Below are 12,758 nucleotides of genomic sequence, written 5' to 3' on the forward strand. Positions count from 1 at the left end.
AGGCGCCGACCCCCGCGCCTGCCCCGACCCCTGTGCCGGCGCCCGTTCCCGTCACTCCCGGGACGCCGGCAGGCGTGCGCGGTGAGCCGGGTGCACGAATCCCGGGCTCGCTCTCCTACGACGCCCCGGCAACGGCGATCTATGCCGCGCCCACGGGCTCGGATGGCGCTGCCGGCACCAAGAACTCGCCGGTCAGGACGATCGAAGCCGCGCTGCGCCTGGTCCCGAACGGGGGGACCATCGTTCTGCGCGGAGGTGCCTACCACGAGCAGATCGTGATCCCGCCGCAGAAGAAGGTCACCATCCAGCCGGCGTCGAACGAGGCGGTCTGGCTCGACGGAGCGAAGCCCGTCACCGGGTGGAAGCCCTCTGGAAGCACCTGGGTGGTCGACGGCTGGACGACCAAGCTCGACTCGAGCCCGACCTACACCAAGGGCGCCCCCGACTACACCCAGGCCGACTGGCGCTTCATCGACCCCGCGCATCCGATGGCTGCTCATCCGGACCAGGTCTGGGTGGCAGGCGCGCAGCTGCGCGAGGTCGGCACCGCGGCGCAGGTGAAGGCGGGGACCTTCTTCGTCGACGACGCGGCGAAGCGACTCGTGATCGGCACGAACCCCACGGGCAAGGCGGTCGAGGCGAGCGTGCTCTCGCAGGCCCTCTCGATCCGCTCGGCCGGGTCGGAGATCCGCGGGATCGGCGTGCGTCGATATGCCACCTCCGTCCCCGAGATGGGCACGGTGATCGCGGCGGCGGCCGACGTGTCGCTCACCGATGTGACGATCCGCGACAACTCCACCACCGGTTTCTACTCGTGGTCTCCGCGCACCAAATTGACCCGGGTGTCGTTGATCGGCAACGGACTGCTCGGCGGAGGAGCCTCGCAGGCCGACGGGCTCAAGGTGACGCAGATGCTCTCGACGGGGAACAACTCCGAGGGCTTCAATCACTCTCCGGTGTCGGGCGCCTTCAAGGTCACGCGAACTCAGAAGGTGACGGTGGCCGACAGTGCGTTCACCGCCAACAACGGGCGAGGCCCGTGGTTCGACGAGTCCGTCGTCGACATCGCCTTCACGGGCAACGACGTGATCGGCAACACGGGGCACGGCGTCATGGTCGAGCTGTCCGAGCGTGCGGTCGTCGCCGACAACATCATCGCGCGCAACGGCGACTTCGGGCTCTTCGTACTCAACTCCGGGAACGTGAAGATCTGGAACAACACCTTCGTCGGTAACGCGAACCGCAACATCAGCATCGGGCAGGACGCGCGCAGCGCCTCCGATCCGAACGCGGCGGGCCACGACCCCCGGACGAGATACGCGCCGCTGGCGCCGTGGACCGTGCGCAACACGGTTGTATCGAACAATGTCATCGCGGAGAGCGCCGGCAACTGCCTCGTGTGCGTGCAGGACTACTCGCTGAGATTCACCGGCGCGCAGATGGTGTCGAGCATCGACGGCAACCTGTATCACCGCACGGCGCCGGGCACACCGAGATGGTTCTCGGCATGGTCCCGGGGCGCGGCGTCGAAGGACCCCGCGGTCGCCGACACGCTCGCGGCCTTCACCGCCGCGACCGGGCAGGACCGTCGATCGCAGTTCGTCGAGGGCGCGAGCGTCGTCAACGGTGGGTTCACGCTGCTCTCCACCCGGGCGGCCGCAGGGGTCCCGGTGCCGGCCGATATCGCCTCGGTATCGCGACTCCCCGCCAACAGCGCGACACTGGGAGCCCAGCAGCGGTGACGATGTAGGTATGGGTTCACTTCTCGCTGTCGGCGCCCGCGCGCTGACGATGGTCATCGCGCTTGTCTGTGGCGTTCTCACGACGCGCATGATCATCGGAGGCGCGGGCGTCGACAGCTTCGCCCTCTACACACTGCTCACCACGATCCCCTCGCTGCTGACGTTCACCGACCTCGGCAGCGGGGCGGTCCTGGTCAACGCCGTCGCGACGAGCGACGACGTGCGCACCGATGAGAAGCTGAGATACCAGCTCACCTCCGTCGGACGTGTGCTGCTCATGTTCGCGGCCAGCGCGATGGCGATCAACACCTTCCTCGTCCTCACCGGCGCCTGGGAGCTGGTCTTCGGAGAGGCCGGGGGACGCCCCGGCGCGTCACTGGCGGCGTTCTATTGCGTGACGATCTTCTGCCTGGGGATCCCGCTCGGCGTCTGGGTGCGCATCATGCTCGGACAGCGTCGCAACCACGTCGTGATCCTGCTCCAGGGCCTGATCTCGCCGCTCACGATGGCGGGTGTATGGCTGATCCTCACGTTCGGTGGGGAGAACCTCCATTCCTTCGTCGCCGTCGCCTCCTTCGCTGCTTCCTTCCTCGTGTCGGTGCTGGGCATCCTGATCACGGCGCGCACGACGTCGCCCCTGATCCCGTCGGCCGTGCGGATGGTTCTGCGCCCGCGACGTTTTCCCGGCGTGCGCGTGATGGACGTCGGCTGGCCGATGCTCGCGCAGATGGTGACGTATCCTATCGCCGTGGGATCCCAGCGATACGTCATCGCTCAGCTCGGCGGACCGACCGATGTCGCCGAATACGGCGTGGCCGGACAGGTCTTCTTCGCGCTGAACGGGCTGGTGATGGCCGGTGGTCTGGCTCTGTGGCCGCATTTCGCTCGAATGCGGCACGACGGCGGTCTCCGGCGTGGCCCGTTCCTACTCTCCGCCTTGTTCGCCGCCGCCATCGCTGCCGCGACAGTCATGGTCTGGCTGGTCGGACCGTGGCTCTTCGGATTCATCACGCAGGGCGAGTTGACGGTGCGTCCGAGCACCATCTTCGCCTTCGGTCTCATGATCATGATGACCGCGGCGGTGTACCCGCTGGGAATGTTCATCATGGACAAGCCCGGCATCCGCTTCCAGGTGATCCCCACCCTGAGCATGGCCGCTGTGGGAATCGGACTCTCCTTCGTCCTGACGCCCGTGCTCGGAATCGCCGGACCTCTGATCGGCGTCGCGTTCGCGTTGCTGGTGTGCCAGCTGATCCCGTTCTCGATCTACATCGTGCGGCACAAGACCCGGCTCACCGTCGGCAGCCAGGAATCGGTGCCGCAGCCCAGCGACGACGTCGCGTAGACGGGGGTCCGCGCGCTGCCGCAGCCGGTCAGGGCAGGACGTGTGCCGTGATGCTCGCGCGATACACGTCAGGCGCGTGGCGGCGGAGTGCCTCCGCGCGGCTGTCCGCGACGGTCGACACGATCTCGTTCCACCGCGCGTGGATGTCGGTCAGCGCGGCGGCGATCGATTCCGCATCGCCTGGGGTGACCAGTTGAGCGGTCGCGTAGCCGCCCGCTGCCTCTCGGAGCCCGCTGCTGTCACTCGCGATCACGGGGCGCAGAGCGAGGATGCCCTCGACCGCGGTGTTCCCGAACGGCTCGTCGACGCGGGACGGGACGACGAGCACATCCGCTTCGGCGAGGAACGGCCAGATCGTGGAGTGGAAGCCGGCGAAGTCGACGGAGACGCCCGCCGCTGCGGCCTGTTCGCGAAGGTCGCGCTCGAACCACTCGTATCCTTCGAAGACCGCACCGAGGAGCGTGACCTCGACCTCGCGACCCGTGGTGTGCAGCGCCGAGGCTGCCTCGATGACGAGGTCCGGACCCTTACGCGGAGACAGCCGACCGATGTAGAGCACACGGAGGGCCCGCTCGATGCGTGGACGGGGTGAGATCGGTTGCGGAGGCGAGGCGACGCCGTTGTAGACCACGTGTGAGCGACGGGCGAGAGCGGGCAGCGCGGTGCGGATCGTTTCGAGACTGAACCGGCTGTTCACGATCGTGCGCTCAGAGGCCAGGTGGGGGGAGTAGAGGATGCCGTTCACCAGCTTGTTGCCCGACGCCTCGGCCTCGTGTACATGGCTCACCGAGCGGGTCCGCCTCAGCCGGGCGACCAGCGGCCACTGGGGGATGATGATCGTCGAGACGTACACGACGTCGGGGCGCAGCCGGCCGATCAGGCGCCAGGCTGCTCCGAGACCCCGGAAGGTGTCGCGAAAGAGGCGGGGCAGTCCGCGCGGGGTCAGCAGGACCTTGCGCAGGACGAGCATCGGGAGGATGACGACTTCGGCACCGGCCGCGCGCAGTTCCGGGACGAGAAGCCCCGAGCTCGGCAGTGCGACCACGACCCGTGCGCCCGCCGCGACGAGGCCGATCGCGCTCTCGAGCAACATGCGGTCCGAGCCGAACAGTTCGGCGCCGGGGTGTACGAGAAGGACCGTGCGCTGGTCTCCGTCGCCGCTCATCGCGTCGCCGGATCCGCTGGAGTGGGCGACCAATCGGTGGTGCGCCGACGTGCCTGTCGAGCTGAGGAGTGGATGCTCGATCCCTCCGCGAGCCTGCGCGCGAGCGCTTCGTATTCGTCCGCGACATCGTCCCAACGGAACCGGGTGCGCGCGATCTCCTGCACGGTCTTCCCCCGTGAGGCGGTCAGGTCCGGGGCGGCCTCCGCCGCGACGACCTGAGCTGCGACGTCGGCGGCGTCGGTGAAGAACCACCCGTTGCCGTCGAGCACTTCACGGTTGAAGGGAACGTCGAAGCCGATCACTGCCGTTCCGGCGCCCATGGCGCGCAGGAGGGAAGGGTTCGTGCCACCCACCGAGTGGCCGTGCAGGTACGTCAGCGCATTCGCGTACAGGGCGTCGAGCAACTCCTGGTCGTATACGCCGCCGACGAGCCTGATCCGGTCGTCGCTGTCCGCCACGCGCTGGATCTCCTGGGTGTATCCGGCGCTGTACGGTGCCGACCCGACGACGACGAGCGGCAGCGTCGCGTCGCTGTCACGATAGCCTTCGACGATCTCCAGCACGTGGTTCTCGGGTTCGAACCTGGCCACGACCAGGTGATAGCCGCCCGGCGTGACTCCCATCTCGGCGACACCGCGTTCGGGGAGCTCTTCGAGGATCGGGGCGCCGTAGCGGATCATCTCCGTCGGGACGTCGAACTGATGGCGATAGTAGTCGGCGATCCCCGGCGCATCCGCGATCAGGGCGTCGGCGGTGCGGACGCCGAACTGCTCTGCCCAGCGATAGTAGGCCCTGCCGCGCGGGCCCCATTTCGACCGCCTCCACTCGAGTCCGTCCATGTGCAGGGCGACGGGGGCGCGACGCATGCGGAGGAGCGGGAGGAAGGGCGAGTTGGCGGCATTGAAGACGAAGGTCGCATCAGGACGGCGCCGAAAGACGAGGTGCAGCGCCGAGAGCCCGGTGTGGCTGAGCGTCTCGATCTGCTTCACGGGAACGGCAGGAAGGTGTACGACCCTCATGCCGAGGTACTCCTTCTCCCGTCGCTCCGATCCGCGGGTGTAGACGACGACGTCGTGACCGCGGTCCGCGAGACGGCGGCCGACTTCCTCGACCGCCGTCTCGAATCCGCCGTAAGCCGCGGGCACTCCTCGGGTCCCCACCATCGCGATGGTGAGGCGGTTCGAATTGCTCATCCGATCAGTATGCCCCGCTGGGCTGCACCATGACCTTGGCGGTGCGCCACATGATCTGCAGATCGTTCATCACGGACCAGTTCTCGACATACCGCAGATCGAGTCGCACGCTCTCGTCCCAGGAGAGATCGCTGCGCCCGGAGACCTGCCACAGACCGGTGATCCCGGGCTTGATGTAGAGGCGGCGGAAGACCGTGCCGTCGTATGCGGTGACCTCGCTCGGCAGCGGCGGGCGGGGCCCGACGACGCTCATGTCGCCCACGAGGACGTTCCAGAACTGCGGCAGTTCGTCGAGCGAGAGCTTGCGCAGCACTCGTCCCACACGGGTGACGCGCGGGTCGTCCTTCATCTTGAAGAGAAGGCCGGCGCCCTCGTTCTGTGCCTTGAGCGCGGCGAGCTGCTGCTCGGCGTCGGTCTTCATCGAGCGGAACTTGACCATCTTGAAGCGGCGTCCGTCGCGGCCGACCCGCTCCTGGAAGAAGAAGACCGGTCCCGGCGAATCGAGCTTGATCAGCAGCGCCAGCACCGGGGCGAGCAGAGCGATCGGGATGAGCGCCACAGTCGCCACTGCGGCGTCCAGCGCGCGCTTGAGCAGGTGCTGGCCTCCTTCGTACCGCGGGATCTGCACCTGGATGAGGGGCAGTCCTTCGACGGGGGCGAAGGAGATGCGCGGACCAGCCACATCGGTGAGTCGGCTCGACAGCACGAGTTCGGCAGCGGTCCCTTCGAGCTGCCAGCTCAGCTGCTTCACGAACTCGGGCTCGCCTTCGGGGCGGCTCGCCACGATGATCGTGTCCGCACCGACCTCGGCGGCAACCGACGACACGGAGTTCACGTTCCCCAGAACCGGGAACCTCGTGTCGCCGACCTCGATGTCACGCGCGTTGCCGTCGAGCAGCGTCGCGCCCACCACCTGGTAACCGGAGGCCCCGATCGGGTGCAGCGTGCGCACCACGTACTCGACGTCGTCCCGGTTGCCCACGACGAGCGTCCGGGAGGCGAACCGCCCGTGCGAACGCTGCGTCTGCAGCCAGTGGCGCCACATCCACCGGGTCACGAGAAGAGTCAACACACCGATGGGCAGCCCCAGCAGCAGCATCGGTTGCATCGACTCCCATGCGAGCAGCACCGCCACGATGGCGATGATCCCGAAGGCGAGCCCGCTGGCGTGGACCACGCCTCGGTACTCGGTGGCACTCGCGCGGAACAGCGCGGCGTCCCGCGTGTGCAGCCCGCTCAGCATGAGGTACCACAGAGCGGCGAGCGGAACGGCGCCGCTCAGCACCTCGATCGCCGAGACACCGATGGACAGCTGGACTGCTGCCGCCAGACCGACGGCGAACAGGATGACGGCTGCATCCGTCAGCCGCAGCCGGATCCGGTAGCGACGTTCCCACTGTCGGCGCCTCTCCAAGGTCGCCGAAGTGCGCGGTGTGACCACCGTGCGCGTCACCGACTTGGTGGCTCGCGGAGCCGCGACCGGCACGAAGCCCGTACGAGCGATGCTCAGAGCATCCTCGACGGAAGTCATGCCGAGGCCCCTTGAGCCGTGAATGTACGCAGAATTCCCCAGTGCGTCATTTGATTCCCCAGATTTCCCCAGACCATGAACCCCACGTTCACGGCATTCGTCTGCGTCCCGACCCCTCGGGTCCTGCTGAAACTCTCTGTGATTCCCACATCACGGAGGGCGTTTTCACCGTCCCACACGGTGATCGCTGACAGCAGGCACTGCAGACTTTCTTACTGTAGCGGAACCTCCCTATGAATCGGAAGTATTTCTTACGAATGGATGAAACCGGCCTCCGAACGGGTGTCGGGCGAGCGCTATTCTGTGGCGGTGACCGCCGAATCCACCGCCTCGCGCTTCCGGCTCCGCACGATGTCGCCACGCGATCCCGCACAGCCGCATCGCACCGCGAGCACCCTCGAGCTGTTCTTCGATCTGGTGTTCGTCGTGGCGGTGAGCATCGCCTCCGCGCAGCTGCATCACTCGCTCGGTCACGGGGACTTCCTGCACGGCGTCACGTCTTACGCGATGGTGTTCTTCGCGATCTGGTGGGCGTGGATGAACTTCACGTGGTTCGCCACCTCGTTCGACACCGATGACTGGCTCTACCGTGTGACGACGTTCGTCCAGATGGGTGGAGTCCTCGTTCTCGCCGCCGGCATCCCGGGCGCGTTCGTCGAGGGGGACTTCACGGTTCCGGTGCTCGGCTACGTCGTGATGCGGGTCGCGATGGTCGCGCAGTGGCTGCGCGCCTCGCGCTCCGCCGGAACACTGCGTTCGGCGACGCGACGCTACGCGTTCGGCATCGCGGCGGTGCAGGTGCTGTGGATCCTCTTCCTTCTCATCCCGACCGGATCCCTGCAGTTGACCGCATTCGTGGTTATCGCTCTCATCGAGATCGGTGTCCCGGTGTTCGCCGAGTACCGCCGGCAGACTCCGTGGCATCCGCATCACATCACGGAGCGGTACGGGCTGTTCACGCTGATCGTCCTCGGCGAGAGCCTGCTCGCATCGGCGAATGCCATCATCGATGCGCTCGACGAGGTCGAGTCCCTCGGCCCGCTGATCGCGATCGCGGTACTCACCCTCGTGGTCACGGCGTCGCTCTGGTGGATCTACTTCTGGCCTCCTCATCACCGCGCGATCACGACCTTCCGCCGGTCGCTCCGCTACGGCTACACGCACTACTTCGTGTTCGCGGCTGCCGCGGCCTTCTCCGCGGGGATCGAAGTGGAGATCGACGTGCTGACGGGGGAGAGCCATCTGTCCAACCTGGCCGCTTCCTTCACGGTCACCATTCCGATCGCGATCTTCCTCATCGGCATCTGGTGGATCGCGATTCGAGAGAACGCGGACCGCGTCGTGAACACCGTCGTCCCTCTGGGGGCGGTCCTGGTGCTGCTCGACCCCGTGCTCCCGATCCCGGTGACGCTGACCGCCTTGATCCTCGTCGGCATCGTCGTGGTGCTCGTGGTCCGTCCGCCGGTGGTGCGGGAGCACATAGACAAGACATAGGCCGAGCAAAGGGCTCTGATCAGGTGCTCGGGGACCATGGTGACGCACCATCACCGGTCCGCCCGAGAGGAGCCAGATAATGAGCATTCCCGAACCCACCCAGACCCCCGACGGCCCCGCATACGAGGGGCGACTGCTCGACCGCGTCGATGAAGAGGTCGTCGACCAGGGCGCCGCATTCGACATCCGCACGCTGATGAGCAGGCGGGGCGTCCTGGGGCTCGCCGGTCTCGGCCTGGGGGCCGTCGTGCTCGCGGCCTGCGCGCCGGCGGCCTCTGGCGGCGCGTCGAGCACCCCCCCACCGACTGCTTCCCCCGGCGGTGATGCGGGCTCGGCGAGCGTGACCGAGATCCCCGACGAGACGGCGGGGCCCTATCCGGGCGACGGGTCGAACGGCCCCGACGTGCTCGAGGACTCGGGCATCGTACGGCAGGACATCCGCTCGTCGATCGACGGAGCGGCGACCGCCGACGGCGTGCCGCTCGTCTTCGAGCTGCAGATCCTCGATCTCGCGAACGGGGGCGTTCCCTTCGCCGGGGTTGCGGTCTACGCGTGGCACTGCACTGCTCAGGGCGAATACTCGATGTACTCCTCCGGCCTGGAAGACGTCACGTACCTGCGTGGTGTGCAGGTGGCCGACGCCGACGGCACGGTGTCGTTCACCTCCGTCTTCCCCGGCTGTTACTCCGGCCGCTGGCCGCACATCCACTTCGAGATCTACCCGGACGACGCGTCGATCACCGACTCGACGACGGCGATCGCCACGTCGCAGCTGGCCCTTCCGCAGGCGGCCTGCTCGGCCGTATACGCCGAGTCGGCGTACGACGGATCTGCACGGAACCTCGCGCAGATCACGCTCGCGAGCGACAACGTGTTCGGTGACGACGCCGGTGCCCTCCAGGTCGCGACGGTCAGCGGGAGCGTTTCGGCGGGCTACGCCGCCTCCCTGGTGGTCGGCGTCGACACGACGACGACACCCACTGCCGGCGCCGCGCCCGGGGGTGGCGAGGGAGGACCGGGAGGCGGCGGGGAGCCCCCGGCGAACTGACCGCGACACGGGCAGTTTCGAGGCCGGAGCATGGTCTGCTATGCTGATCATGCAACGTGTGTGCTTCGCCCCTTTCGGCCGCCACGTCGCCACTGATCAGGGCCGTAAAGGACCGCGCACATCGATGCGTGCGGTATCCGCCTCGATCTCACATCTTGCGGAGCGCCGACGCGTGTCCGCCACACAGCAATGAGCATCACCATGAGCACGACCACCTTTCCCCCATCAGATCCGTTGACCTGGAAGCAGGCCGACACCGATGTGCACGTCGCGACGCGTGCCGGCGAATTCGCCGGCTTCGTCGAGTTCGACGGCACCACGCACCTCGTACGCGACAACCACGGCGACGATCTCGGTGCCTTCGAGGCCCTCGAGGATGCGTTCCGCGCACTCGAGGACGCGCACGCGCCCACGCGGAATGGATCCGCCTTCGCCCCGATCCTTCCGCGGGCATGGCGGCGCAAGACGCGCCGCGCTCGCGCCTGAAATCAAGGGCTTCACGCACACTGAAAGCGGTCCGTCAAGGGGTGCGGATGTATTCCCGAAGGCGCATGCGGGCAGGGCTACTGTGAGGTAAGCGTTGGGCAACTGCCTTGGGCTTCCACAGCTCAAGGGCTCCGATCGTCAGGAGAAGATCATCTCCATCACACAGATCGAACCGACCGCGGCAACGCTGGGTCCGATTCGTCAGACGTACTCCGGCAACGCGGACTTCCCCCCGATGGCCAAGGCATACAAGCAGGTGTCCCAGGTCGTCAAGGAGATGGGACTCCTCGGCCGCACGCAGTGGTTCTACGTCTTCGTCGCCGCCGGGCTCGCCGTCGCCCTCGGTGGCCTCATCACGGGCTTCATCCTGCTCGGCGACAGCTGGTTCCAGCTGCTCATCGCCGCGGGACTCGGCATCGTCCTGACGCAGATCGCATTCCTCGGACATGAGGCCGCGCACCGTCAGATCCTCACCACAGGGCCGGCGAACTTCAAGCTCGCCCGCATCGTCATCGCCAGCATCGGCATGAGCTACTCGTGGTGGGACTCGAAGCACACCAAGCACCACGGAAACCCGAACCAGGTCGGCAAGGACCCCGACATCGAGGTCGACACGATCTCGTTCCTCGAAGAGGACGCCGCGAAGGCGAAGGGCCTGATCAAACTGATCACCCGCAAGCAGGGCTGGCTCTTCTTCCCGTTGCTCACGCTGGAGGGACTGAACCTCCACTTCCTCGGCCTGAAGTACCTCCTCACCACGAAGAACGTGAAGGGTCGCTGGACCGAGCTCAGCATCATCACGCTGCGATTCGCCCTCATCCTCGTTCCCGTGTTCATGATGCTTCCGCTCGGTATGGCATTCGCCTTCATGGGCGTGCAGATGGCCGTCTTCGGCGTCTACATGGGAGCCGCATTCGCACCGAACCACAAGGGCATGCCGATCATCGAGCCCGGTGCCCGTCTCGACTTCTTCACCAAGCAGGTCCGCACCTCCCGCAACATCAGCGGTGGATGGTGGACGACCTGGCTCATGGGCGGCCTCAACTACCAGGTGGAGCACCACCTCTTCCCGAGCATGCCGCGACCGCACCTGGCGAAGGCGCGCGAGATCGTGCGTGACTACTGCGCGGCGAACGACGTGCCGTACACGGAGACCAGCCTCGGCCGCTCGTACATGATCGTGATCGAGTACCTGAACCGTGTCGGACTCTCCGCCGGCGCAGACCCCTTCGACTGCCCTGCAGTGGCGCAGTTCGGGCGGCCGTAGCCCTCAGACATCACCGGGCCTGATCAGTCCGGCAACGACAGAGGCGCGAGCAGGAATCCTGCTCGCGCCTCTGTCGTTCGTGCGTCTACTTGGAAGACTTCTTCTTGGTCTCCACGACGTCGATCGTGATCTTCTCAAGCGGGCGGTCGTCGTCGAGTTCGTCTTCGAGAACCTCATCGCCGAGGAAGGTGTCCTCCGGCGTCTCGTCTGCGGCAGCCTCCGCGGGGGTCGGGGCGGCAGGTGCATCCGCGCCGGTGATCTCCGTGGGCAGGGAGCCGTCGGAGAAGATGCCGTCGGGCCGGATGAGCTCCTTGACCTCGGCCATGAAGCTCGACAGCTGCTGCTGCTGCCACCGGAGCTGACGGGTGCGGTCCTCGGCGTCGTGCAACACCGCGGTGGTGTGCCCGGTGACCGAGTCGACGATCTTCTGGGCCTTCGCGCGGGCACGTTCGAGGGTCTCGCGGGCACGGACCTGGGCTTCGGCTTCGATGGCCTGTGCCTGCGAGCGGGTCAGGCGCTCGTAGTCCTCGGCCCGAGCGGAGATGCGCTGGGCGTGCTCGAGCGATGCCGAGACCTGCTCGTTCGCGTCGTTGGTGATCCGCTCGGCGTGCGCCACGGCCTGGTTGTGCAGCACGAGGAACTCCTGCTGCGCGTCGTCCTGGCGGCGGGTGAGCGTCTCCTCGAACTCCAGCACGCGGGCGTTCATGTCGCGGACGTCGCGCTCGGCGTCGGCGCGCAGCTGAGTGGTCTCGCGGGTGACGAGGGAGCGCAGGGCTGCTGCGCCCTTCTCGGCCTCGGTACGGATCGCGGTGGCCTCCTGAGCGGCCTGGTTGACCTTTTCTGCGGCATGGGCGGCTTCGCGTTCGATGCGGGCCTCGTGTGCCGTGTACTCGGTGTCCATCTTCAGGCGCACCTGGTCGGCGTCGCGCTGCGCCTGGGCGGTGATCCGCTCGGCGTCGGCCTCGGCCTCGGCACGCTGCGCGGTCACCTCCTCGCGGGCGGAGGTCATCAGACGGTCGGCCTGCACGGCGGCGTTCTGGATGAGCACGTTCGCCTGCTCCTCGGCGACCCGCAGGATCGCCTCGAACTGCTGGCGCGACGGAGCCTCTTCGCCGTCGGGCTGCGGTGCGTCGACGAGTTCGGAGGTGAGAGTCGCGACCTGCTGCTCGGCATCGGATGCCTTTGCGTTCGCCGCCGTCAGCTCGCTCTCGAGAGCTTCGCGGGCTTTGCGCTCCTCTTCGCGCACCGCTTCGACGGCTTCCTCTTCGCGGGCCTGCGCCTCGGCGACGTCGGCGGCGGCCTGCTTGAGCTGGTTGCGAAGGGCCGCGAGCGCGGCGTCGACCTCTCCCTTGTCGTAGCCGCGGAAGCCCACGGTGAACGCGCCCTGCTGGTCACGGGGCGGGGTCTCGATCAGCTGGTCGAAGAAGTCCGGCGAGCGCTCGCCGTCGCGGTCGGCGGTTCCGGAGGATTCGCTCATGAGGTTCATG

At 67.2% G+C, this 12,758-nt stretch carries 10 protein-coding genes; 6 read left to right on the forward strand and 4 right to left on the reverse strand.

Features of this window, described 5'->3' with window-relative positions; genetic code table 11:
• Positions 1–1,742 (forward strand): right-handed parallel beta-helix repeat-containing protein (locus CQ034_RS10610; RefSeq protein WP_181156283.1); only part of this gene is annotated, 1,742 nt, incomplete at its 5' end.
• Between the two features lie 10 nt (positions 1,743–1,752).
• On the forward strand, positions 1,753–3,087 hold the full coding sequence (locus tag CQ034_RS10615; protein ID WP_105711018.1) for a lipopolysaccharide biosynthesis protein: 1,335 nt from the start codon (positions 1,753–1,755) through the stop codon (positions 3,085–3,087).
• Between the two features lie 28 nt (positions 3,088–3,115).
• On the opposite strand, the gene CQ034_RS10620 is transcribed toward CQ034_RS10615, so the two are convergent.
• The 3 genes from CQ034_RS10620 to CQ034_RS10630 are packed head-to-tail and all read right to left on the reverse strand — an operon-like array spanning position 3,116 to position 6,976.
• Complete coding sequence (locus CQ034_RS10620) at positions 3,116–4,252, reverse strand: glycosyltransferase family 4 protein (protein ID WP_105711019.1); 1,137 nt, start codon at positions 4,250–4,252, stop codon at positions 3,116–3,118.
• Positions 4,249–5,445, reverse strand: a complete 1,197-nt coding sequence (locus CQ034_RS10625) for a DUF1972 domain-containing protein (RefSeq protein WP_105711020.1) — start codon at positions 5,443–5,445, stop codon at positions 4,249–4,251. The genes CQ034_RS10620 and CQ034_RS10625 overlap by 4 nt, the downstream gene beginning before the upstream one ends.
• Before the next feature lie 4 nt (positions 5,446–5,449).
• A complete protein-coding gene (locus CQ034_RS10630) occupies positions 5,450–6,976 on the reverse strand; it encodes a sugar transferase (protein ID WP_105711021.1) in 1,527 nt (508 codons plus the stop codon).
• A 351-nt stretch (positions 6,977–7,327) separates the two neighbouring features.
• Here CQ034_RS10630 and CQ034_RS10635 point away from each other — a divergent pair, with 351 nt between their 5' ends.
• The 4 genes from CQ034_RS10635 (at position 7,328) to CQ034_RS10650 (ending at position 11,271) form a co-directional block, all read left to right on the forward strand.
• The gene (locus tag CQ034_RS10635) at positions 7,328–8,470 is read left to right on the forward strand and encodes a low temperature requirement protein A (protein ID WP_105711167.1); all 1,143 of its coding nucleotides are present in this window, start codon (positions 7,328–7,330) and stop codon (positions 8,468–8,470) included.
• A 79-nt stretch (positions 8,471–8,549) separates the two neighbouring features.
• Complete coding sequence (locus CQ034_RS10640; RefSeq protein ID WP_105711022.1) at positions 8,550–9,518, forward strand: intradiol ring-cleavage dioxygenase; 969 nt, start codon at positions 8,550–8,552, stop codon at positions 9,516–9,518.
• 201 nt (positions 9,519–9,719) lie between these two features.
• Complete coding sequence (locus CQ034_RS10645; protein ID WP_146114833.1) at positions 9,720–10,004, forward strand: hypothetical protein; 285 nt, start codon at positions 9,720–9,722, stop codon at positions 10,002–10,004.
• Positions 10,005–10,098: 94 nt separating this feature from the next.
• A complete protein-coding gene (locus tag CQ034_RS10650) occupies positions 10,099–11,271 on the forward strand; it encodes an acyl-CoA desaturase (protein WP_181156284.1) in 1,173 nt (390 codons plus the stop codon).
• A gap of 85 nt (positions 11,272–11,356) precedes the next feature.
• Here the strand turns inward: CQ034_RS10650 and CQ034_RS10655 are convergent, their stop codons facing one another.
• Positions 11,357–12,748, reverse strand: a complete 1,392-nt coding sequence (locus CQ034_RS10655) for a cell division initiation protein (RefSeq protein ID WP_105711169.1) — start codon at positions 12,746–12,748, stop codon at positions 11,357–11,359.
• Positions 12,749–12,758 lie beyond the last annotated feature (10 nt).

The sequence above is a fragment of the Microbacterium sp. MYb45 genome, assembly GCF_002979655.1.
GTDB lineage: Bacteria > Actinomycetota > Actinomycetes > Actinomycetales > Microbacteriaceae > Microbacterium.

Excerpts from the sequence above, each read along its gene's own strand:
- CQ034_RS10625 (WP_105711020.1), bottom strand. The coding sequence starts at position 5,445 with ATGAGCAATTCGAACCGCCTCACCATCGCGATGGTGGGGACCCGAGGA.
- CQ034_RS10635 (WP_105711167.1), top strand. The coding sequence starts at position 7,328 with ATGTCGCCACGCGATCCCGCACAGCCGCATCGCACCGCGAGCACCCTC.
- CQ034_RS10620 (WP_105711019.1), bottom strand. The coding sequence starts at position 4,252 with ATGAGCGGCGACGGAGACCAGCGCACGGTCCTTCTCGTACACCCCGGC.
- CQ034_RS10630 (WP_105711021.1), bottom strand. The coding sequence starts at position 6,976 with ATGACTTCCGTCGAGGATGCTCTGAGCATCGCTCGTACGGGCTTCGTG.
- CQ034_RS10645 (WP_146114833.1), top strand. The coding sequence starts at position 9,720 with ATGAGCACGACCACCTTTCCCCCATCAGATCCGTTGACCTGGAAGCAG.
- CQ034_RS10655 (WP_105711169.1), bottom strand. The coding sequence starts at position 12,748 with ATGAGCGAATCCTCCGGAACCGCCGACCGCGACGGCGAGCGCTCGCCG.
- CQ034_RS10640 (WP_105711022.1), top strand. The coding sequence starts at position 8,550 with ATGAGCATTCCCGAACCCACCCAGACCCCCGACGGCCCCGCATACGAG.
- CQ034_RS10615 (WP_105711018.1), top strand. The coding sequence starts at position 1,753 with ATGGGTTCACTTCTCGCTGTCGGCGCCCGCGCGCTGACGATGGTCATC.